The sequence below is a fragment of the Pseudomonas syringae genome (assembly GCF_002157375.1).
Taxonomy (GTDB): domain Bacteria; phylum Pseudomonadota; class Gammaproteobacteria; order Pseudomonadales; family Pseudomonadaceae; genus Aquipseudomonas; species Aquipseudomonas syringae_T.
This window is the reverse complement of sequence record NZ_MTSA01000005.1, coordinates 106188-129248: the sequence shown is the minus strand read 5'-3', so window position 1 is coordinate 129248 and position 23061 is coordinate 106188. Positions and strand designations below refer to the sequence as shown.

Sequence of the window (23061 nt, the reverse complement as noted above, 5' to 3'; positions counted from 1 at the left end):
GCATGGTGCAACTGGACGACCTATCTGTGCAGCGTGTGGAGGAGGTCTGGCGTCGTTTCGTCGATCAGGGCCGGATAGTCGGCGGCGTGTTGCTGCTCGCCCGGCACGGGCGTCTGCGCTATGCCAGCGCTTTGGGCTGGGCCGATCGCGAGCTGGGGATTCCGGTCACTCGTGACACGCGCTTTCGTCTGGCGTCGTTGACCAAACTGCTGACTTCAGTGACCGTGCTGCGCCTTTGCGAGCTGGGCGTGATCAGCCTGTCCGCGCCGGTAACAGACTGGCTTCCGACCTTTCGGCCACGCTTGGCTGACGGTCGCGAGCCGGTCATTGCGGTGCAGCATCTGCTGTCGCACACCTCCGGCCTCAGTTACGGCTTCGAACAGCCGGGCGGCAACGCTTACCAGCGAAGCGGGGTGTCGGACGGACTGGATTGCGTTTCGTTCGACTTGCGGGAGAACCTGAACCGGCTGGCAACGCTGCCATTGCTGTTCGAACCGGGCTGCGCCTGGGGGTATTCGCTGGCTACCGATGTGCTGGGCGCGCTGGTCGAGCAGGCCACCGGGCTGCGTTTGTCGGAGGCTGTCGCAAGGTGGGTCACGGTGCCGCTGCGCATGCAGTCGACATCGTTCCGCCACGAGCTGCGACGACCGCTCGCCACTGCTTACATGCAGGGTGCTCGGGCGCCTGAGCGAATAGGCCACGACGATGTTCTGTTGCTGGACAGCGGGCAGGCGCGGCTGTCCTCGACGCGCGCCCATGACGTACACGCTTATGAGTCGGGCGGGGCGGGCCTGCTGGGCACGGCGGATGACTACCTTCGGCTGCTGGAGTGCCTGCGTCTGGGCGGCGCACCGCTGTTGAACCCGACCAGTACCGGGCGCCTGCTGGGCAACGCCATCGGCCAGACGCCTGTCGCACATCGTGGGCCGGGCTGGGCATTCGGGCTGGGGCCGATGATTCTGACCGACCCAGCGGCTGCCGGGCAGCGGCAGGGTGCAGGCACCTGGTCGTGGTGCGGTCTGTACGGCAGCCATTACTGGGTTGATCCGGTGTCAGCGATCAGCATGGTCGCGATGACCAATACCGCCGTCACCGGTGCGTGGGGGGAATTTGCCGAGTCGATTGTCGACGCGGTGTATGTCAGGTCCGGGCGAATTGCTTGCGGTAACTGCTCGGGCTGATGCCTACCAGGTTGCGGAAGTGTCGGCGGAACGACTCTTCCGAGCCGAAACCGGCCCTGTCCACCACTTCATTCAGGCGCAGCTTCGAAGATTCCAGCAACTCCTTGGCATACGCCACGCGTTCGCCAAGCAGCCAGTCATACGGTGTCAGCCCGGTGCTTTCCATGAAGCTGCGGTGCAGGGTGCGGGTGCTGACCGACGCTCGCGACGCCATTTCCTTGATGGTGTGCGGGCGTTGCAGATCGCTGCGAATCCAGTCCATCAGGTTGGAAATCGGCCCGTCGCTGGCCGCCACCAGTTGCCGGGATGCATATTGCGACTGTCCGCCTTCGCGATGGGGCGGGATCACCATGCGTTGCGCCACCATATTGGCCACCCGCGACCCGTGATCGTTGCGCACCAGGTGCAGCATCATGTCCAGCCCGGCCGCCGAGCCCGCAGCCGTGACGATGTTGCCTTGATCCACATACAACTCGTTGGGTTGAATGGTCAGCCCCGGGTACATGGTGGCCAGCAAGTCGGTGTAACGCCAGTGGGTCGTGACCCGGTGCCCGTCGAGCAGGCCCGCCGCCGCCAGCACAAAGGCGCCGGTGCAGATCGAGCAGATCCGGGTGCCGCGTGCGTGAGCGGCCTGAAGCTGTTCGATCAGGCGTTGCGGGACTGCGGATTCCACGCCGCGCCAGCCCGGCACGATGATGGTGTCGGCGTTTTCCAGCAACACTTCGCCAGGCGTCGGCACGATGGTGATGCCACCGGCCGCGGTGATCGGACCGTCATCCACCGGAAAGGTCGCGAACTCGTACCAACTGACGCCCAGTTCGGGTCGTTTGAGGGCGAATACCTCGACCGTGCAGCCGAATTCGAAGGTGCAGAGCTGGTTGTAGATGAGGGCGACGACAAGATGATTTTTCATGGCGTGATGTTACCGGATATTGGCATTTCAGCCAGTAGTTTGTATCGGTGCCACTGCGTAATCTGCGCGGGTAAAACCTTAACATGCAAGCGGTCTGGCAAGCAGACCCAGGAGCCAATTCGTGCCACTCAATATCGGTATCTACGTTTATGACGACGTCGAGGTTCTCGATTTCGCCGGCCCCTACGAAGTGTTTACCACAGCCACACGCATGCACGCGCGCAACAGCCGTGACGATCACCCATTGTTCAACGTGTTCACCATCGGTCGCAGCACAGAGTCGGTACGTGCCCGGGCCGGGTTGAAGGTCGATCCGGACTTCTCGATCAACGACCACCCGGCCATTGATTGCCTGATCGTTCCGGGCGGTGTGATCACCGCTGAAATGGAAAAACCTGACGTGATTCGCTGGATCAGTGACCAGTCGGAACCGAACCGGGTTGTCGCCGCCGTGTGTACCGGGGCGTTCATGCTGGCCAGAACCGGCAAGCTGGCCGGCAAGCAGGTCACCACGCACTGGGAAGACATCAACGATCTCAAGGAAATGTTTCCGTCTGTGGACGTGCTCAGCACCCTGCGCTGGGTCGATGAAGGCTCGTTTGTGACATCGGCCGGTATCTCCGCCGGCATCGACATGAGCCTTCACCTGGTCGAGCGCCTGCACAGCCGTGAACTCGCCGAGCGCACTGCCTTGCAAATGGACTTTGACTGGACCGAGAACGACTGAACCAGATCCCGTCATTCACCACAGTCAGGCCGATCCCGGCACGCCAGGCGCCTTCGGAAAACCGGACGGCTTGACGATCATGACGACTCTATTGACGTGAAGACACCCAGCGTTACCCGGGACATTCAGCCTCGGGCTGCCACGGATGGCGCTATGTGCCCGAAACCTGCATAGCGAACGTTTCACGCAACAGCCAGCAATCGCATTACCCCCACTTGAGACATCGCTTCGAGTTGCCGATATGCCGGGCAATCCGGTGTATCAGTGGGGGTTCCTGTATTCCCGATAGTTCCCGGCGCCTCGCCGGTTCCGCAGCCTCCAGCCATGCGACAGGCCCGCGCCCACTCCTTGCAAAAAACAGAGTTCAGGACACATGAAAACCCACTTCTTCAAAGTCGTTCAAACCGTTGCCCAGCATGGTTCGTTCTCGGAGGCCGCCGCCATTCTGGGGTGCAGCCAGTCGAACATCAGTTATGCCATCAAAGAAGTCGAGGACTTCTTCGAAAAGCGCCTGTTCATCCGCAGCCGCACAGGCTGCACGCTGACCCCTGATGGAAAAGTCATCACCCAGACACTCGGGACCGTGATGGCCACCCTCGAACAACTAAAAAAAATGGGGTCAGTGGCAGCGTAACCATCCACTACCACACTCATATTCGTGAAACCAGCCTGTCCGCATCGCTGGACTTCCTCGCCCATCATTACCCCGATATTCATTTGAACGTGTTGCACCCCGGCGTCCAGAATCCGTCGCTGGAGGCGTTGATCAAGGAAACGGCCGACATTCTCATCCTGCCGGGCACGGTACTGAGCGAACACTACATGGAGCATCATCAGTGGTCGGATCATTACGTCGTGGTGGCCGCGCACGGCAAGCAGGCGATACCGCAGAGCTTTGTCGAGCTTTCCCAGGTGTCACGTTATGTGGCCTGGCGACATCCCGGTATGGAACGTCTGCACCAGCAACTGGCATCGGCTCAGGTTCGCCTCAGCCATCGTGGTGAACTGACCTGTGTGGACACGCTTCTGGATCTGGTTGCCAAGCGCCATTGCATCTCTATTGTGCCCAGCATGTTGGTGCGGGACGGCGTCCGGGAACTGGAACAGATTGCGCTGCCATTGACGGTGATGCGTCACATCAGTGTGGTGGCCCGCCCGGCCTCGCTGCTGTCCAGCGCTGCCAACGCCGTGATTCAGGCACTGAAAAAACCGTCAATCGCTGCCGCCCCGCAATATTGAGTCGAAAAAACGCCCGTCGCAGTGCGCCTGAACGTGGCCTGGCCGGAACATGAATGCAACGAATCGGGCCTCGTGCGCTCCTATTCGTAGGTAATACATTCAGGGCGCTTCATCACGAAGCGCCTCAGGTCGCCGATTCAAGAGGAAGACTGGACGCTATGACGATACCGGACAAGCAGTACGTGGACTGGCTGGTCGAGCAATCGATGCTTAATGCCGCAAGACAGCGCGCCAAGACCTATTCGGGGCAGGGCAGGCTGTGGCAGCGTCCATTCGCACTGGCACGTCCCAGAGATGCATCCGCTATCGCGTCGGTCTGGTTTACCGCCTACCCGGCATCGATTGTCACCCGTGAAGGCGGCTCGGTGCTTGAAGCGCTGGGCGATGAAACCCTGTGGCATGCGTTGTCCGAAATCGGCATTCAGGGTATCCACAACGGGCCGCTCAAACTGTCCGGCGGGCTGCAAGGCCGCGAACGCACGCCCAGTATCGACGGCAACTTCGACCGCATCAGTTTCGGCATCGACCCGGACCTGGGTACCGAAGCGCAACTGTTGAGCCTGACGCGCATCGCCGCGGCGCACAATGCCGTGATCATTGATGACATCATCCCGTCGCACACCGGCAAAGGCGCGGATTTCCGCCTGGCCGAGATGGCGTATGAGGATTATCCCGGCCTGTTTCACATGGTCGAGATCCGTGAAGAAGACTGGTCACTGTTGCCCGATGTTGCGGCGGGCCGGGACGCGGTCAACCTGATGCCCGATGTGGTCGATCAGTTGCGCGACAAGCATTACATCGTCGGCCAGTTGCAGCGCGTCATCTTCTTCGAGCCGGGCGTCAAGGAAACCGACTGGAGCGCCACCGACGTTGTGCAAGGCGTCGACGGCAAGGCCCGGCGCTGGGTCTACCTGCACTATTTCAAGGACGGCCAGCCTTCATTGAACTGGCTGGACCCCAGCTTTGCCGCCCAGCAGATGATCATCGGCGATGCGCTGCACGCCATTGATGTCATGGGCGCCCGCGTATTGCGTCTGGATGCCAACGGCTTCCTGGGCGTGGAACGTCGTGCCGAGGGCACGGCCTGGTCGGAAAGCCATCCGCTGTCGATCACCGGCAACCAGCTTCTGGCCGGGGCCATTCGCAAGGCTGGCGGTTTCAGCTTTCAGGAACTGAACCTGACCATTGATGACATTGCGTCCATGGGCCAGGGCGGTGCCGACCTGTCCTACGACTTCATCACCCGACCGGCCTATCAGCACGCGCTGTTGACCGGCACCACCGAATTCCTGCGCTTGATGCTGCGTCAGGTCCATGCTTATGGCATTGACCCGGCTTCGCTTATTCACGCGTTGCAGAACCACGATGAGCTGACGCTGGAGCTGGTGCATTTCTGGACGCTGCACGCCCACGACACGTTCCATTACCAAGGCCAGACGTTCCCCGGCAACATCCTGCGCGAGCACATCCGCGAAGAGATGTACGAGAAACTGTCCGGCGAGCATGCGCCTTACAACCTCAAGTTCGTGACCAATGGTGTGTCTTGCACCACGGCGAGCATCATCACGGCAGCGCTGGGCATTCGAGACCTGGACGCGATCACCGATGCCGACATTCAGCAGATCCAGCACATTCACTTGCTGCTGGCGATGTACAACGCCATGCAACCAGGTGTGTTTGCCTTGTCTGGCTGGGACCTTGTCGGTGCCTTGACCCTGCCTGCCGAGCAGGTCGACCATCTGATGCAGGACGGCGATACCCGCTGGATTCACCGGGGTGCTTACGACCTGGCCGATCTGGACCCGGAAGCCGAGTTTTCTGCAGGCGACATGCCGCGTCCAAGGACGCTGTACGGCAGCCTGGTCAGTCAGTTGAAACGACCAGATTCGTTTGCGTCGCAGCTCAAGAAGATTCTCGCCGTGCGCCGTGCCTATGACATTGCCGCCAGCCGCCAGATTCTGATCCCGGATGTCGAGCATCCGGGATTGCTGGTCATGGTTCACGAGTTGCCAGCCGGGAAGGGCACGCAGATCACGGCACTCAACTTCAGTTCCGAGACCATTGTCGAGACGCTGCACCTGCCGGGCATCGCGCCGGGGCCGGTGGTCGACATCATCAACGAGCGGGTGGAAGGCGATCTGACCGAACAGGGCGAGTTCACCATCACCCTGGATGCCTACGAAGGCCTCGCGTTGCGTGTGGTCAGCGCGCTGCCCATGTGATGTCGGTGTGACGCGCAGCCTGCCTGGCTGCGTGTCGGTCGCTGACGGAGGGTGTAACGATCAGGCCTGCTTGAGCTGATGTTTCTTGACGCGGTAGGCAAACTGGGCGCGACTCAGGCCCAGCAGGCGTGAGGCGGCCGCCAGGTTGCCTTCGCTCTTGTCCAGTGCTTCGCGGATCAGGCGCTGCTCGAGTTCGTCAATGGAGAAGGCCTGATCGTTGCGCCCCAGCGAATCCAGCAGCCCCGCCTCGGGTGCCGTGTCTCCCACGGCCGAAGAAGCCTGCGACAGCACGCCATCGTGGTTCAACGAGTAGGAATTCACAGGCAGCGACTCGTTGCGGAAGATATGCACCAGATCGATCGCCTGGCCTTCATCACTGGCGATCAGCCCGCGCTCGATCAGGTTCTGCAATTCGCGCACGTTGCCGGCGAAGTCGTAACGCAACAGGGTTTTCAAGGCGCGCATGGTCAGCCCCGCAGGCGTTCTGCCGTATTCCTGACAGAACCGCTTCAGAAAGGCATTGATCAACAGCGGGATGTCATCGCGGCGTTCACGCAGTGGGGGCAGGGCAATCGGATAAACGTTGAGCCTGTAGAACAGGTCTTCACGAAAATCGCCGCTGGCCACCGCCTTGCGCAAATCGACGTTGGTGGCCGCCACCACCCGCACATCGACCTTGATCCCGTGTCCGCCGCCCACGCGCTCTATCTCGCGTTCTTGCAGCGCGCGCAGTAGCTTGCTTTGCCCGGCCAGACTCAGCGAGGTGATTTCATCCAGAAACAAGGTGCCGCCATTGGCGCGTTCGAAGCGCCCGGGCCTAGAATGGGTCGCCCCGGTGTACGCCCCGCGCTCCACACCGAACAATTCCGCTTCGATCAGGTTGTCTGGAATGGCGGCACAATTGAGGGCTACGAACGGGCCATCCCTGTGTTTGCTGAGCTGGTGCAACTGACGGGCGAACATTTCCTTACCGACACCCGATTCACCGCTGATCAGCACCGTTGCAGGGGTCATCGCCACACGTTGCAGGGCCTGAGTGGCTGCATTGAACGCCGCACTGGCGCCGATCAGCGGCTGATCAGTACCCGCAGGCGGCACCGATTCATGGCGAGTGCCAGCGAGTGGCGCCGGATGAACAGGTTCCGCCGATTTCAATACGCTCAAATAACTCAGGTCGCGTTCGACGTCCCCCCATTGTTCGGCGGTCTTGCCGATGACCCGGCAGTTGGCGTGGCCCATGCCACGGCACTCCACCTCGCGAAAAACCACCATTTGCCCGAACAGACCGCTGACAAAGCCGATGGCGTAACCGATCTCGGTCCAGCACACAGGGTCCTGCCCGATGCCATAGGCCGCAACGTGCTCGTCGGCTTCGCAGGAGTGATGCCAGAGAAACTCACCCTCGTAAAAGCCTGACTCTGCGTCGAATTTGAAGTGCAGCGGTTCGACCTTGGTCATGCCCTCCAGTGTGTGCAGGTGCGTACCGGCCCTGAATGCCGAGGTGGCATCGGCCAATGGCCAGCGCTCGCGGATCAGCCGGGCATCCCGTGCGCCAGACAGATAACCGGCGCGGGTGAACATGCCACGTGCCTGTTCCTGGCCAAGACGCTCGATGATTTCGCGGCGCAAGGTGCCGAACGATGAGCTGTGAAGCAGCAGCATGCGCTGGTCATTGAGCCAGATACGCCCATCGTCAGGGGAAAAGAACAGGCAGCCGGTCAGCTCTTCTGCAGTGGGCGAGTCACCGATATCAAGGTGAGTGCTGTCGCCTCTGGGTGAGAAGTGCTCGGTGGCGATGCTGTGGTCAGGGTTTTTCATGCGTGTACCTGGGACCTGCATGATCGAAATGATCAATCCTTAAGTTAGTTACTAAACATAACTTGATCAAATGAACAAGCCTTGAAGGCTGCCACGTGGCGTTCGACGGTCACCGGAAAATGACGAGGCCTGAAGAACCTCATTGCAGAGCGGTCGCCCCGGCATATGAACGATTGATGGCAAACCCGGCACAGGCTTTGCTCCGGCCCTATGACGGCGCGTGCTATCCACTTGCTGGGTACAGGCGATTACAACCATAAAAGCCGGAGTCCTGAAATGTCTGCCTCCAATGAAACCCCTCTGCTGCAACGTGCGATTGAAGCTGAATGCATCTTCAATGGCGACTGGATTACTGCCTCGGCGCGGCTGCAAGCCGTTATCGAGCCGGCGACCGGCGAACGGCTCATGAACACGGCGATGGCCGACGCGGCAGACATTGCCGTCGCCTGTCGGGAAGCCGCTCAGGCCCAGCCTGCATGGGCGGCGATGGGACCTCGAGAGAAAGCTGAAATCTTTCTTCTGGCCGCCGATCACGCCGTTTGCGCGTTTGACGAGTTGGCGCTGTATGTCGCCCGCGAGACCGGCGGCAGCCTGCAGAAGGGCCAGCATGAGGTGAATGAAACCATCGTGTTGCTGCGCCAGGCCGCAGGCATGCTGTCACAGGCTCACGGCCACGGCTTGATATTGCCCAGTGCGGCGGGTCGTCTGTCGTACGCGCGGCGTGTCGCGCACGGCGTGGTGGGGGTCATTTCACCGTTCAATTTCCCGTTGGTGCTGTCTTTGCGTTCGGTCGCTCCTGCGCTGGCTGCCGGCAATGCAGTGGTGCTCAAACCCGATCCGCAGACGCCGGTAAGCGGCGGTTTCCTGATTGCCCGGCTGTTTGAGGAAGCCGGCCTGCCCAAGGGCCTGCTGCACGTGTTACCGGGGGCGGCAGACGCTGGCGAAGCGTTATGCCGCGACACCAACGTGCAGATGATCACGTTCACCGGTTCGACCGGGGCCGGGCGTAAAGTCGCCGAAGTGGCCGGGCGCAACCTCAAGAAGGTTTCGCTGGAACTGGGCGGCAAGAATCCGCTGGTCATTCTTGAAGACGCCGACCTTGATCTGGCCGCGAGCAATGCAGCCTTTGGCGCCTGGCTGCATCAGGGGCAGATCTGCATGGCGACTGGCCTGATTCTGGTTCACGAGTCCATCGCCGCCAGCCTGACCCGCAAACTGGCGGACAAAGCCCGAGCCCTGACGGTGGGCAACGCTGCACGGGGCGAGGCTGCGTTGGGGCCACTGATCAACAGCCGGCAATTGCAGCACGTGCATCAAGTGGTCAGTGACACCCTGCAAGCCGGTGCGCACTTGGAAACCGGCGGCGAATACGAAGGTTTGTTCTACCGGCCGACCGTGCTCAGCGGTGTCAAACCGGGCATGCGTGCGTTTGAGGAGGAAATATTCGGTCCGGTGGCCGTGGTGGTCAGTTTTTCCACCGATGAGGAGGCCATCGAACTGGCCAATCGTTCCGAGTATGGCCTGGCTGCGGCGGTCATTTCGCCCGACGTCGGGCGCGCAACGGCGCTTGGCGACCGGCTCCGATGCGGCATGCTGCACATCAACGATCAGACAGTGGCCGACGAATGCATCAACGCGTTCGGCGGGCGAGGTGCATCTGGCAATGGCGGCAGCGCAGGCAGCCCCGCCGACTGGGAGGAATACAGCCAGTGGCAGTGGGTCACCGTGAAAAACCAGCCACCGGTTTATCCATTCTGAGGCAAGGCCAGTCGCTTCAGCCTTTCAGACATCAATGACGTAATCCCATAACAATAAGAGTGCGTGACCATGAACCTGACTAACAAAACACTGATCGTCACAGGCGTGTCGTCCGGCATCGGCGCTGAGGTCGCGCGTCTGGCGCGCTTTCAGGGCGCTAACGTCATCGGCATTGATCGCCATGAACCGCAACTCACCGTGGACGGGTTTTTTCAGGCCGATCTGGGTGACCCTGAAAGCATCGACGCGCTGGTCGAGCGTCTGCCCGGGCAGATCGACGGCCTGTGCAACATTGCCGGCGTGCCCGGCACGGCGCCGGTTCAGGCCGTGGCGCAGGTCAACTACCTGGGGCTGCGCCACCTGACCCAGCGCCTGCTGCCCCGCATGACTGAAGGTGGCAGCATCGTCAATGTGGCGTCCGTACTGGGTTCCCAGTGGGCTGAACGGCTGGAACTGCACAAAGCGCTGGCCGCCACCGAGAGCTACAGCGAAGGGCAGCAGTGGCTGGCGGCCAACCCGGTCGCGCAGGACACCTGTTACCAGTACTTCAAGGAGGCGCTGATTGTCTGGAGCTTCCAGCAATCTCAAGCGTGGTTTCGTGACCAGTCGGTGCGCGTCAACTGTGTCGCGCCGGGGCCGGTGTTTACGCCCATCCTGGGCGACTTCGTGAGCATGGTCGGGGAGGCGCGGGTGGCACGCGACAGCCTGCACATGAAAAGACCGGCACTGGCCGATGAAGTCGCTGCCGTGATCGCGTTTCTCTGTTCCGATGCTTCGCGTTGGGTCAACGGCGTCAACCTGCCGGTAGATGGAGGGCTCGCCGCCTCTTACGTCTGACGGGGGAACACGGTGCAACCCCGGCGACACGGTCGTGAAGCCGGGGCTATTGAAAAACAACAACAATACGTACAGGAATCCCAAGATGCTCACGTCTATCTTGCGTACCGTTGTGCCCGTTTCACTCGTCGCGCTGTCATCGACAGCATTGGCGTACGACCTGCCGGGCCTCAATCTGGGCAACACCAGCTTCTACGACGGATCACCGGCACCTGCGGGGCCGGGCTGGTACCTGGAGGAATACCTCAATTACTCCAAAGCCAACCGTTTCAATGACGTCAATGGCGACAAACTGCAACTTCCCAGACAAGACGTCGATGCATTGGCCGTCACTACGCAGATCATTTACGTCGGCCAGCCGCTGGCCAATGGTGCGATGCCGGGTATTACCGTGATCAATACCTCGCTGGCGCATGTGGGCGTGGACGATGGCCTTGATAACACGGTGTTGAGTTCACGTGCCGGTTTTGGCGATGTGGTCATCGGGCCCTTTCTGCAATTGCCGACCCTGACCCGCGCCGATGGCAGCCCGTTGTTGACCCAGCGGATTGAAGCCGATGTGTCTGTTCCGGTGGGTGCCTACAATCGCAACCGCTCGATCAACCCCGGCAGCAACTTCTGGTCGTTCAACCCGTATTACGCCGCTACGTGGTGGTTCTCGCCGAAATGGTCCGCCAGTGGGCGTTTCATGTACTTGTGGAATGGCAAGAATGATGACCCGCAAGCCGGATTCGGCAACGTTTCCGACACGCAGGCCGGTCAGGCATTGCACGCCAACCTGACCCTGCAATATGCCGTCACCGAACAGCTCTCGCTGGGCCTCAACGGTTATTGGCTCAAACAGTTCACCGACACTCAGGTGGACGGTCACGACGTCAGCGGTCGCAAGGAAAAAGTCTGGGCAATCGGGCCGGGCGTTCTCTACAGCTTCAATAAAGAGAACGTGCTGACGGTCAACAGTTACTTTGAACAGGGTGCGGAAAACCGTACTGAAGGCAACAAGCTGGTGCTGAACTTCCTGCACAAGTTGTAGGGCGTGATGCGACCGGACTGATGAACCATTGTGTCAACGCACTGGAGCGTGCGGAACGAGAGAGGCCTGGCCTTGCTCTCGTTCCAACGCTCTGCGTCCGATTCTGATGTGCGGCGCGTGCCAGCCTGTTCAGCCGGCAACTTTGATTTGATGCTTCTCGGGAGGTGTCGAACGCGACAGCACGGTGATCGCCGCCAGAGCCGCAATCACCAGGCCTGGCGATGTGGCCAGCAGCACGCCGGCTGTTCCTGCACCGGCCCCCAGCAACTGCCCGGCGGCCAACGGACCGGCCACCGAGCCGAGGCGTCCGATTGCAACGGCAGCCCCCACGCCAGTGGCGCGCACCGAAGTGGGGTAGGACGGCGGCGCCAAAGCGTACAGCACCAGTTGCGCAGCCATGACGAACACCCCGGCAGCAAACCCGGCCATCGCCATCGGTACGATCCCGACCGACACGCCCACACCCGCCAGCGCCACCAGCAAACCGGCATACACGAACAACACGACCTTGATGCCGTTGCAACGATCCAGCAGCAGCCCGCCAAGCAATGAGCCCGAGGCACCGCCGATGTTGAACAGCATCTGCACCATCCCCGCCTGTGGCTTGCTGAACCCCTGAGCCATCAACAGCGAAGGCAACCAGTTGAGCAGCATGTACATGACGGTCAGGGTAAAGAAGTAGCCGATCCACAGGGCCAGTGTGGTACGCGCCCTGCCTTCGCCGAACAACGCGCCAGTGGCCGAGTACCTAACGGTGCTGGCGGACGTCTGCTGGTTGAACGCGCTGGACTCGGGCAGCAACAGGATCATCAAAGGGACAACCAGCAAAGGCGCCAGCCCTCCGATGATGAACGTCGTCTGCCAGTGCTCGCTGGTGAACACGGCGACCACCGCCGCCAACGCACCGCCCAGTGGCACGCCCGCGTACATGACGCTGATGGCCAGGCCGCGATGGCGTTCGCCGACCGCTTCGGCGCACAGCGCGATCAGGTTGGGCAGGGCGGCGCCGAGGCCCAGGCCGGTCAGAAAACGCACCAGCAATAGCCCGGAAAAGGTCTGTACATAGGCGGTGCTTAGCGAAAAGACGCCGAACAGCAGCACCGCGCCCACGAGGATTTTCTTGCGGCCGATGCGATCAGCGATCCAGCCACCGAAAAATGCACCTGGCAGCAACCCGATGATGCCGGCACTGAACACCCAGCCCATCATTTTCGGGTCCAGGGCGAAGGTCTGACGCAATCCTGCTGCGGCCGTACCGGCGGCCTGCAGGTCAAATCCTTCGATAAGGGCAACGATGAAACACAAGACGATGGTCAGCGTCGAACGACGCAGCGGACTGTTCATGGCAAGCCTCATTGTTGTTTTTGTTGTGTGCAAAGCCTGTTCCCGACCACCAAACCAGCGTCAGGACAAGTGCCAATCAAGGTAACAAAAATAACTAAAAAAAGAATCCGCGCAGATATCCTGAGAAAAAGCGCATTTATTCATTGAGAAACATGAGCTTAGGTTTGAGGTGGAGACGCTTATGGAAAGTGGTTAATAATATTAACGTTCGATTATCGGTCATTTTCGATTGACGCCAGCGCGTAATCTTTCAATTCTCTGCTCAAGGTCTGCCATCAAGCGCCGGACCGAACCCAAAAACAACAACAATAAGTGGTAACCGAATATGCCAATGCACGCTCGTGATGCAGCCGCCGCTGTGTCGGTCCCGTTTTGTCGTGGAATAAACCGCAGCCTTGTGCTCGGCTTGCTGGGTATCAGTGTGCTGCCTGATCCTGCGTGGGCTCAGGGTTTTCTGGATGACAGCCACGGTACGCTGACGCTGCGCAATTACTACATGGACCGTGATTACAAGGACGATGGCGCCAAAACGTCTACCCGGGAATGGGCGCAGGGCTTCATCATGAATGCCGAGTCGGGCTTTACCGAAGGGACGGTGGGCTTCGGCCTTGATGCACGCGCCTTGGTCGGCATGAAGCTGGACTCTGCGCCGGACCGTAGCGGCACCGAGCTTTTGCCCGTGTCCGCCAGCGACGGACGCGCCGCTGACGAGTATTCGCGGCTGGCGCTGACCGGCAAGCTGAAATTCAGCCAGACCACGATCAAAACCGGCGATGTGTCGATTTTTCTGCCGTTTGCCTTTGCCAGTCCTTCACGTCTGCTGCCGCAGACCTTCCGCGGCACTGCACTGACCTCGAAGGAGTTCGACGGCCTGACACTCAACGCTGGCTACATCGACCGGGTCAACAAGCGTGACTCCACCAACTACCAGGCCATCACCATTGCCGCACCGAACCGTCGTTTCAACGGTGCGGCGACCTCATCGCACATGGCCTATGCCGGGGGTGATTATCAGCTCACCAAAGAGCTGGGCGTACGTGTCTATCACGCCGAAGTGGCCGACCTCTACACCCAGAACACCCTGGCACTGCTGCACAAGCTGGACATCGGCAACGGCGTGTTGACCACCGATCTGCGCAGTTTCTTCAGCAGCGACACCGGCAGTGCAAAAGCCGGAGAGGTCGATAATCAGAACCTGTCGGCCCTGCTCGGTTACAAGTGGGGAGGGCACAGTGTCAGCCTGGGCTACATGCATTCCAGCGGCGACACGGCGACACCTTATGTGTCGGGCACCGAGCTGATGGGGCTGAGCGAAATGACCATGAGCTCCGACTTCCTCAACGCCAAAGAGCGTACCTGGCAAGCCATCTATGACTACGATTTCACTGCGCTGGGCCTGGTCGGGCTGCGCAGCCGCCTGCGCTATGTGCGGGGTGACAACATTGAGCTGACCGCCTTCAATGCCGATGATCGAAAAGAGCGCGAGTTTCAGATGGAGTTGGGCTACGTCGTTCAAAGCGGCCCAATGAAGAACGTCGCGCTGCTGGCACGCAAGTCCATCTACCGCAATGACTTCCCGGCAGGCGCAGCCTTTCGTGATGAAAACCAGACGCGCTTTATCGTGCAGTACAGCTTGCCGCTCTGGTAGGTCGGCGGCATCAGTGGCAACGTTCATGCGTTGCCGCAGGCAATGGTCTTACGTCAGATAGACTTTTTTCAGCAGCCTGAGCAAGTCCCGGCGTTCCTGGTTATCCAGCGCTGAGGTGGCATCCAGATCGCTGTCCACCGCGATTTGCTTCAGCTCGCGGAGCAACGTCTCGCCCGTCTTGCTGAGAAAGATGCCGTACGAACGCTTGTCCGGCTTGCAGCGAACACGCACGGCCAGCGCACGTTCTTCCAGCTTGTTCAACAATGGCACAACCTGAGGCGGTTCGATCGCCAGCGCTTTGGCCAGATCAGCCTGCATGAGGCCTGGGTTCTGCTCGATGATCGCCAGTGCCGAGAACTGGGCAGGACGCAGATCGTGAACAGCAAGGCGCCCGATCAGGTTCTGGAACAGTTTGAGCTGTGCCCGGCGCATGGCATAACCGATCAGATCATCCAGCGCAGAGTCCGTGGGCAAAGGTGCCTCGGCAGCCTGGGCAGGAGACTGAAAAGCGTCGGCGATGTCGGAGGGCTTGGCCATTGAAAATGCGGTCCTTTTGATGGTGTGGGTCAATCAGCCGATCAGTTTGCCGAGGTTGGCGAACGATAGCTATGGGGCATACGTGACTGTGACCAGCCTATTCGGGCGGAGTGCAAAGATATTGATTAACTACGATAATGGTTAATTGACATAACTATATTTGCGGTTTAGCTTTGAGTCATCTTCCGATCAAGAACAAGAGAGCATGCCATGAGCAATTACGAAGGTCGCTGGACAACCGTCAAGGTCGAGATTGAGCAGGGTATCGCGTGGGTCATCCTCAACCGTCCCGAAAAGCGCAATGCCATGAGCCCGACCCTGAACCGGGAAATGATCGATGTGCTGGAAACACTCGAACAGGACCCTGATGCGGGTGTGTTGGTGCTGACCGGTGCTGGCGAAGCCTGGACTGCCGGCATGGACCTCAAGGAGTATTTTCGCGAGGTGGATGCGGGTCCGGAAATTCTTCAGGAAAAGATTCGCCGTGAAGCCTCGCAGTGGCAATGGAAGTTGCTGCGCATGTACGCCAAGCCGACCATCGCAATGGTCAACGGCTGGTGTTTCGGTGGCGGGTTCAGTCCGCTGGTGGCGTGTGACCTGGCGATTTGTGCCGATGAGGCTACCTTCGGGCTGTCGGAAATCAACTGGGGCATTCCGCCAGGCAACCTGGTGAGCAAGGCCATGGCCGACACCGTGGGCCATCGCCAGTCGTTGTACTACATCATGACCGGCAAGACCTTCGATGGCCGGAAAGCCGCCGAAATGGGCCTGGTCAACGAAAGCGTGCCGTTGGCGCAATTGCGTCAGGTGACAATCGATCTGGCGCTCAATCTGCTGGAAAAGAATCCGGTGGTGTTGCGCGCGGCCAAACACGGCTTCAAGCGTTGCCGCGAACTGACCTGGGAACAGAACGAAGATTACCTGTACGCGAAGCTCGATCAGTCTCGCCTGCTGGACAAGGAGGGTGGCCGCGAACAAGGCATGAAGCAATTCCTCGACGACAAGAGCATCAAACCGGGGCTGGAAGCCTATAAAAGGTAGCTGTCACGCTGTTAGCTGTTGTTAAACAATAATAAAGAGGAATCAACATGCTGGACGTGCCCCTGCTGATCGGCGGTCAGTCGTGCCCCGCCCGAGATGGTCGTACTTTTGAACGCTGCAATCCGGTGACCGGCGAAGTGGTTTCGCGGGTAGCGGCTGCGACGCTGGAAGACGCGGACGCTGCAGTCGCCGCCGCTCAGGCTGCGTTTCCCGGTTGGGCGGCGCTGCCGCCCGGCGAACGGCGGGCGCGCCTGCTCAAGGCTGCCGAGCAATTACAGGCCCGTAGTGACGAATTCATCGCTGCGGCGGGAGAAACCGGAGCGATGGCCAACTGGTACGGTTTCAACGTGCAACTGGCCGCCAACATGTTGCGCGAAGCCGCGTCGATGACCACGCAGATCACCGGCGATGTCATTCCTTCCAACGTTCCCGGCAGCTTCGCCATGGCCCTGCGCCAACCCTGCGGCGTCGTGCTCGGTATTGCGCCGTGGAATGCCCCGGTGATTCTGGCCACACGCGCCATCGCCATGCCGCTCGCCTGCGGCAACACCGTGGTGCTGAAAGCCTCTGAACTCAGCCCGGCGGTGCATCGATTGATCGGCCAGGTATTGCAGGACGCCGGGCTGGGCGATGGCGTGGTCAATGTGATCAGCAATGCGCCTGCGGATGCGCCGGCGATTGTCGAACGTCTGATTGCCAACCCGGCGGTGCGTCGGGTCAATTTCACCGGTTCGACCCATGTGGGGCGCATCGTCGGTGAGCTTTCAGCCCGGCACTTGAAGCCGGCACTGCTGGAATTGGGGGGCAAGGCACCGTTTCTGGTGCTGGACGACGCCGACCTTGATGCCGCGGTGGAAGCAGCCGCATTCGGCGCCTATTTCAATCAGGGTCAGATTTGCATGTCCACCGAACGGTTGATCGTCGATCAGAAGGTGGCCGATGTATTTGTGGCCAGGCTGACGGCCAAGATCAAAACCCTGCGTGCCGGTAACCCGGCGGACAGCCAGTCGGTGCTGGGGTCGTTGGTGGACATCGGTGCCGGGACGCGTATCAAGGCGTTGATCGACGACGCCGTCAATCTGGGCGCCACGCTGGTGATCGGCGGTCAGTTGCAGGGCAGCATTCTGCAACCGACGTTGCTCGACGGGGTGACGGACGCCATGCGTCTGTACCGCGAAGAGTCCTTTGGCCCGGTGGCGGTGGTGATCCGCGGGGAGGGTGACGAAGCCCTGCTGCGGCTGGCCAACGATTCGGAATTCGGCCTGTCTGCGGCGATTTTCAGTCGCGACACCGGCCGTGCGCTGGCTCTGGCGCAACGGGTCGAGTCGGGCATTTGCCACATCAACGGGCCTACTGTGCATGACGAGGCACACATGCCTTTTGGCGGAGTGAAGTCCAGTGGCTATGGCAGCTTCGGTGGCAAGGCGTCGATTGAGCACTTTACCCAGTTACGCTGGGTGACCTTGCAAAACGGACCTCGGCATTACCCGATCTGAACCCTCTCGCGCTGGCGATGACGGCCTGTTGCATACCGCCGTTTTCGTCAGTGAGCCAGGTACAACAATAACAAGGCTGCAGCCCGACGCTGCCACGCCTGACCCGAACCGCTGCCGACTGTTTGGCGTCTGCGTGCCTTGATGGAGAGAACGCCCGTGAGTTCCGATATCAGATCATCGTTGTTGCAGAGTGAAGCCGGTTCGCCGCGCTATCGTCAGGTTTCCATCGGTCATCCGCCCATCGAGGTGCGCGAAGAGCAGGGCATTCTGCACATGCGTGCCCTCGAACCGCTGGCCGAATTGCCCCACCGGCTGCTTGACCGGCTGGTGTATTGGGCTCATGTCAGACCGCAGCAGACTTTTATTGCCGCCCGCGACAGCCGGGGAGGCTGGCGCAAGGTCAGTTACGCCGACATGCTGGTTGATGTCCGCGCCATCGCGCAGGGCTTGCTGGCGTACGGCCTTTCAGCCGAGCGGCCGCTGGCGTTGCTGTCGGGCAACGACATCGAACATCTGCAGATCGCCCTCGGCGCCATGTACGCCGGGATTCCCTATTGCCCGGTGTCGCCGGCGTATTCGGTCATGTCCCAGGATTTCGCCAAATTGCGGCATGTCTGCGACGTGCTGCAACCCGGGCTGGTATTCGTCAGCGATGCCGCACCGTTCCAGCGCGCCATCGACGCTGTTATCCCGGTCGACACACCGATGATCACCGTACGCGGACAGGTGAGCGGTCGGCGTCAGTCGAGCTTTGCCAGCCTGCTCGAACAGCCGGGCGGTCCTGAAGCCGAAGCAGCATTCTTGGCCAGCGGGCCGGACAGCATCGCCAAGTTCCTCTTCACTTCGGGCTCGACCAAGCTGCCCAAGGCTGTGGTGACGACTCAGCGCATGCTGTGCGCCAATCAACAGATGCTGCTGCAGACCTTCCCGGTGTTCGGCGAGGAGCCGCCGGTGCTGGTGGACTGGCTGCCGTGGAATCACACGTTTGGTGGCAGCCATAACCTTGGCATCGTGCTGTACAACGGCGGCACGTTCTATCTGGACAACGGCAAGCCGACCGCACAGGGCTTTGCCGAGACGCTGCGCAACCTCAAGGAAATCTCGCCCACGGCTTACCTGACCGTGCCCAAGGGCTGGGAAGAGCTGGTCAATGCACTGGAGCAGGATGCGGACCTGCGTGAGCGATTCTTCTCGCGCATGAAGCTGTTCTTCTTCGCTGCGGCCGGGCTGTCGCAGAGCATCTGGGATCGCCTTGACCGGGTCGCCGAGCAGCATTGTGGCGAACGCATTCGCATGATGGCCGGGCTGGGCATGACCGAGGCCGCGCCGTCCTGCACCTTTACCACCGGACCGCTGTCGATGGCCGGTTACATCGGCCTGCCTGCGCCGGGGTGTGAAGTGTGCCTGGTGCCGGTGGACGGCAAGCTGGAAGGGCGTTTTCGCGGTCCGCACATCATGCCGGGCTACTGGCGCTCGCCGCAGCAGACTGCCGAGGTGTTCGACGAGAACGGGTTTTATTGTTCCGGCGATGCGATCAAGCTGGCCGATCCTTCCGCTCCAGGGCTGGGGCTGATGTTCGACGGGCGTCTGGCCGAGGACTTCAAGCTGTCATCGGGCGTGTTTGTCAGCGTCGGCCCGATGCGCAACCGTGCGGTGCTGGAAGGCTCACCGTACGTTCAGGACGTCGTCATCACTGCACCGGATCGCGAATGCCTGGGTGCGCTGGTATTCCCCCGCTTGCACGAGTGTCGGCAACTGGCCGGTCTTGGCGCGCAGGCGACCGATGCACAAGTACTGGCCAGCGCGCCGGTGCGTGAGTGGTTCGCCGAATGGCTGGCAGGCCTGAATCAGGGCGCCAACGGCAACGCCAGTCGTCTGGAGTGGATCGCGTTGCTGGATGAACCCGCGTCCATTGATCGGGGTGAGATCACCGACAAGGGGTCGATCAATCAGCGCGCGGTGTTGCAGTGGCGCGCGGCCAGAGTCGACGCACTGTATGGCAATCGCGATCCTGACAGGCTGGATGCAGGACCGAAGGCGTGAGCGGCGGTCAATATTCTGCGTTCAGTGATGTCGCAATCATCGATGCAGTGCGCACTCCCTGGGTAGACATCGGCGGGGCACTGGCGAAGATTTCGCCCATTGACCTGGGTATCAAGGTTGCGCGGGAAGTGCTGGCGCGCGCCGCGGTCTCACCGTCGAGGGTCGACAGCGTACTGGCCGGCTCGATGGCACAGGCCAGTTTCGATGCGTATCTGCTGCCCCGGCACATCGGTTTGTACAGCGGCGTGCCACAAAGCGTGCCGGCACTGGGTGTGCAGCGAATCTGCGCCACCGGTTTCGAGGTGTTGCGGCAAGCGGCGCTGCATGTGGGCGATGGAGGCCAGATGGCGTTGTGTGTGGCGGCCGAGTCCATGTCACGCAACCCGATTGCTGCGTACACCCATCGGGACGGCTTCGCGCTGGGCGGCGGCGTGCAGTTCAAGGACTTTCTCTGGGAGGCGCTTTACGATCCGGCCCCGGCCATGGACATGATCGCCACCGCGGACAACCTGGCCAGACGTTACGGGCTGAACCGCGAAGCGGTGGATGAATACGCTTTGCTCAGCCATCAGCGAGCCCTGCAATCTCAGGTGGATGGCCGGTGGCTTTCGGAAATTGTTCCGGTCAGCAACGAGTGCTTTGAACTGGCAGTGTTCCAGCCGCGCTGCATAGAGTTGCCGCGCAGGGTTGAATGCGTCACGCAAGACAGCCATCCCCGCGCGACCAGCCTGGAGGCGTTGTCGCGTTTACGCGCCATCCACGCCGATGGCGTGCAGACCGCGGGCAACAGCTGCGCGGTGGTCGACGGTGCGGCGGCAGCGCTGGTGGGGCGTGCTTCGCAGTCAGACCGGCCGGTCATCGCGCACCTGTTGGCCAGCGCGGTGGTCGGTGTCGCTCCGGAGTTCATGGGCATCGGTCCGACACCCGCCATCCAGCTGTTGTTGCAGCGCAGCGGGCTGAGGCTGGATGACATCGATCGACTGGAAATCAACGAAGCACAGGCCGCTCAGGTGCTTGCCGTGGCGCAGACACTGGAAGTGGGCATCGAAAGGCTTAACTGTCAGGGCGGCTCTCTGGGCCTGGGTCATCCGCTGGCCGCCACCGGACTGCGTCTGGTCATGACCCTGGCCCGACAACTGCGCGAAGAAAACCTGCGTTACGGCATTGCCGCCGCCTGCGTGGGCGGAGGGCAGGGCATGGCACTGCTGATCGAGAATCCTTTCTATCGAGCCACCCGTTAGCTCAATATTTGCTCGCGGAAAGCGAATTTCGATGGCGATAAGCACTGGGCATGACGCAGGTCAATTTTTACCGCTTGACCGAATCATGATGAAAGGCGAATCTCGCGCCTCTGAAACACTACGGAACCCCGTCTATGCGTGCCCTCGCTGAGCTATCTTTCGATTTCGTCTGGCATTTGATGTTCACGGATGACGATCAGCTCGATCAGGATCTGGCGGTACGCTCGCTGGAGAATCTGTCGGACTATTTTTCCGCCATGTCCGATGAAGAAAAAAGGGCGTTCATCGCCGTGGCGCATGAGCGCAAGGCGCGCATGCTGGCCTTGCCCGATGCCGATGGGTACTCTCCGGTGACGCTGGTGACTGAAGACCAGGCGCAGTTTCTCGAGCAGGTTGTTTCCGGACAGTTCTTTCAGCAGTTTGAAGCCCCTCTGACATTCGAGGCGGGCGACTGCGTGGTACCGATCCGCAGCCGCTGAAGGGTCGATGTCGCAACGGTTATGACCCGATGGCCTGCGGCAGCCGTGCAATGACCTTGATTTCGAAATCGAAGCCATAGAGCCAAGTGACACCCACACCGGTCAGGGTCGGGTGAGGCGCGTTGCCCCAGAACTCCGGAAACACACTCCATACCCGTTCGAACGTCGTCTCGGGGTCGACAATGAACACCGTCACGTCGATCACGTCCTCGAAGGTGCAGCCCGCCGCCAGCAGAACCGCGTTCAGGTGGGTGAATGCAAGGCGTACCTGCTTTTCAAGGTCGGGTTCAGGCGAACCGTCCTCTCTGCTGCCGACTTGTCCCGACACGAACAAAAAGCCATCCGAGCGAATCGCCGGGGAGTAATGGTTGCGCTCGTAAAGCGCCTGGCGGCCGGCAGGAAATACAACGTCACGCTGTGTCATGGCTGTCTCCATCAAGAGGTCGGGGCGACCTGAAACTCTGTAATGGAGCGACTTTAAGCGCTTGCACTGGACCGATAAACGCGCAACCTTGATCAGCACTGTTTGGGAAAACCAAACAATTCAACTGTCAGGCAGGGTGAGAATGGACCGTTTCGACGCGATGCAGGCGTTTGCCCGGGTGGTGGAAACCGGCAGCTTCACCAAGGCCGCCGACACGCTGCACATGAGCAAGACCAGTGTGACGCAGCTGGTGCAGCAACTGGAGGCCCGTCTGCGGGTACGGCTGCTCAATCGCACCACGCGCAAGGTCAATGTAACCGCTGACGGCGCTGCCTATTACGAAAGGGTCGTCAGGTTGCTGGCGGACATGGATGACGCCGAGACCAGCCTGTCGAGTGCCGCCTCTCTGCCCAGAGGCCGATTGCGTGTGGACGTGCCCAGCCCGTTCGCCAGCCTGCTGCTGATGCCGGCGATGCCTGCCTTTCATGCCCGTTACCCGGACATTCAGATCGACATGGGCGTCAGCGACCGTATCGTCGACCTGATCGGCGAAAATGTGGATTGCGTCGTGCGCGGTGGCGAGATAACCGATCAGTCATTGATGGCGCGCCGGGTGGGCGACCTGCGACTGGGCGTCTACGCCGCCCCCGGTTATCTGCAGCGAACGGGCACGCCCGTCCACCCGAGGGAGCTTGAAGACTCGTCCCATCGTATCGTCGGCTATCTGTGGGCGCGAACGGGCAAGGCGCTTCCCTATGCCATGCAGCGCGAGGGCGAACAGGTGCATGTTCAGGGCCGCTATACGCTGGCGGTGGATGATGGCAATGCGTACATTGCCGCCGGACTTGCCGGAATGGGCATCCTCTGGCTTCCGGATTACATGGCGCGACCTCACGTGGCACGCGGTGATCTGGTCCCGCTGTTCGAGGACTGGCAACTGGAGAGCATGCCGATGTACGTAGCCTTTCCCCCGAACCGGCACGTCAGCATCAAAGTGCGCGTGTTTATCGACTGGGTCACCGAGCTGATGGCCGAGCATGGGCCGGTTGGCGGGCATCAAAGGCTTGGCCGGGGTTAGCG

The 23061-nt window shown here is 60.8% G+C and carries 20 protein-coding genes; 15 read left to right on the top strand and 5 right to left on the bottom strand.

Translation table 11 applies throughout. From position 1 onward, the window contains the following. The first annotated feature begins 2 nt into the window (after positions 1-2). Positions 3-1181 (top strand): serine hydrolase domain-containing protein, encoded by a 1179-nt coding sequence (locus BW686_RS07640; protein ID WP_084915741.1) that lies wholly within the window; start codon positions 3-5, stop codon positions 1179-1181. Here BW686_RS07640 and ftrA read toward each other — a convergent pair. Beyond that, on the bottom strand, positions 1141-2094 hold the full coding sequence (gene ftrA / locus BW686_RS07635; RefSeq protein WP_084915740.1) for a transcriptional regulator FtrA: 954 nt from the start codon (positions 2092-2094) through the stop codon (positions 1141-1143). The genes BW686_RS07640 and ftrA overlap by 41 nt on opposite strands. 121 nt (positions 2095-2215) lie before the next feature. On the opposite strand from ftrA, the gene BW686_RS07630 reads away from it, so the two are divergent. From BW686_RS07630 to treS, 4 genes are all read left to right on the top strand, one after another. Then, positions 2216-2821, top strand: a complete 606-nt coding sequence (locus BW686_RS07630) for a DJ-1/PfpI family protein (RefSeq protein WP_084915739.1) — start codon at positions 2216-2218, stop codon at positions 2819-2821. 373 nt (positions 2822-3194) lie between these two features. After that, positions 3195-3455: a helix-turn-helix domain-containing protein gene (locus BW686_RS07625; RefSeq protein WP_084915738.1), complete on the top strand. Its 261-nt coding sequence runs from the start codon at positions 3195-3197 to the stop codon at positions 3453-3455. 35 nt (positions 3456-3490) lie between these two features. Then, positions 3491-4060, top strand: coding sequence for a LysR substrate-binding domain-containing protein (locus BW686_RS07620; protein ID WP_245399207.1), 570 nt, complete (start codon positions 3491-3493; stop codon positions 4058-4060). 158 nt (positions 4061-4218) lie between these two features. Next, entirely contained in the window at positions 4219-6282 is a 2064-nt protein-coding gene (gene treS, locus BW686_RS07615) for a maltose alpha-D-glucosyltransferase (protein ID WP_084915736.1), read from the top strand. A 60-nt stretch (positions 6283-6342) separates the two neighbouring features. On the opposite strand, the gene BW686_RS07610 is transcribed toward treS, so the two are convergent. Continuing rightward, complete coding sequence (locus tag BW686_RS07610; RefSeq protein WP_084915735.1) at positions 6343-8100, bottom strand: sigma-54-dependent Fis family transcriptional regulator; 1758 nt, start codon at positions 8098-8100, stop codon at positions 6343-6345. 276 nt (positions 8101-8376) lie between these two features. Between BW686_RS07610 and BW686_RS07605 the strand changes: the two genes are divergently transcribed. The 3 genes from BW686_RS07605 (at position 8377) to BW686_RS07595 (ending at position 11728) form a co-directional block, all read left to right on the top strand. Beyond that, entirely contained in the window at positions 8377-9858 is a 1482-nt protein-coding gene (locus BW686_RS07605; protein WP_084915734.1) for a benzaldehyde dehydrogenase, read from the top strand. 69 nt (positions 9859-9927) lie between these two features. After that, a complete protein-coding gene (locus BW686_RS07600; protein ID WP_084915733.1) occupies positions 9928-10695 on the top strand; it encodes a coniferyl-alcohol dehydrogenase in 768 nt (255 codons plus the stop codon). 85 nt (positions 10696-10780) lie between these two features. Next, positions 10781-11728 (top strand): SphA family protein, encoded by a 948-nt coding sequence (locus BW686_RS07595; RefSeq protein ID WP_084915732.1) that lies wholly within the window; start codon positions 10781-10783, stop codon positions 11726-11728. A 129-nt stretch (positions 11729-11857) separates the two neighbouring features. Here the strand turns inward: BW686_RS07595 and mhpT are convergent, their stop codons facing one another. Then, positions 11858-13072 (bottom strand): 3-(3-hydroxy-phenyl)propionate transporter MhpT, encoded by a 1215-nt coding sequence (gene mhpT / locus BW686_RS07590; protein WP_084915731.1) that lies wholly within the window; start codon positions 13070-13072, stop codon positions 11858-11860. A gap of 325 nt (positions 13073-13397) precedes the next feature. Between mhpT and BW686_RS07585 the strand changes: the two genes are divergently transcribed. Continuing rightward, the gene (locus tag BW686_RS07585) at positions 13398-14720 is read left to right on the top strand and encodes an OprD family porin (RefSeq protein WP_084915730.1); all 1323 of its coding nucleotides are present in this window, start codon (positions 13398-13400) and stop codon (positions 14718-14720) included. Positions 14721-14768: 48 nt separating this feature from the next. On the opposite strand, the gene BW686_RS07580 is transcribed toward BW686_RS07585, so the two are convergent. After that, the gene (locus BW686_RS07580) at positions 14769-15257 is read right to left on the bottom strand and encodes a MarR family winged helix-turn-helix transcriptional regulator (RefSeq protein ID WP_084915729.1); all 489 of its coding nucleotides are present in this window, start codon (positions 15255-15257) and stop codon (positions 14769-14771) included. 210 nt (positions 15258-15467) lie between these two features. On the opposite strand from BW686_RS07580, the gene BW686_RS07575 reads away from it, so the two are divergent. The 5 genes from BW686_RS07575 (at position 15468) to BW686_RS07555 (ending at position 21557) form a co-directional block, all read left to right on the top strand. Beyond that, entirely contained in the window at positions 15468-16298 is an 831-nt protein-coding gene (locus tag BW686_RS07575) for a p-hydroxycinnamoyl CoA hydratase/lyase (protein ID WP_084915728.1), read from the top strand. A gap of 47 nt (positions 16299-16345) precedes the next feature. Then, on the top strand, positions 16346-17794 hold the full coding sequence (locus tag BW686_RS07570) for an aldehyde dehydrogenase (protein WP_084915727.1): 1449 nt from the start codon (positions 16346-16348) through the stop codon (positions 17792-17794). Between the two features lie 156 nt (positions 17795-17950). Next, entirely contained in the window at positions 17951-19837 is a 1887-nt protein-coding gene (locus BW686_RS07565; protein ID WP_179149195.1) for a feruloyl-CoA synthase, read from the top strand. Further along, positions 19834-21078, top strand: coding sequence for a thiolase family protein (locus BW686_RS07560; RefSeq protein WP_084915725.1), 1245 nt, complete (start codon positions 19834-19836; stop codon positions 21076-21078). The genes BW686_RS07565 and BW686_RS07560 overlap by 4 nt, the downstream gene beginning before the upstream one ends. A gap of 134 nt (positions 21079-21212) precedes the next feature. Then, positions 21213-21557, top strand: a complete 345-nt coding sequence (locus tag BW686_RS07555) for a hypothetical protein (protein WP_084915724.1) — start codon at positions 21213-21215, stop codon at positions 21555-21557. A gap of 19 nt (positions 21558-21576) precedes the next feature. On the opposite strand, the gene BW686_RS07550 is transcribed toward BW686_RS07555, so the two are convergent. Continuing rightward, positions 21577-21981, bottom strand: a complete 405-nt coding sequence (locus BW686_RS07550) for a RidA family protein (RefSeq protein WP_084915723.1) — start codon at positions 21979-21981, stop codon at positions 21577-21579. A gap of 142 nt (positions 21982-22123) precedes the next feature. Here BW686_RS07550 and BW686_RS07545 point away from each other — a divergent pair, with 142 nt between their 5' ends. Continuing rightward, a complete protein-coding gene (locus BW686_RS07545) occupies positions 22124-23059 on the top strand; it encodes a LysR family transcriptional regulator (RefSeq protein WP_084915722.1) in 936 nt (311 codons plus the stop codon). The last annotated feature ends 2 nt before the right edge of the window (positions 23060-23061 follow it).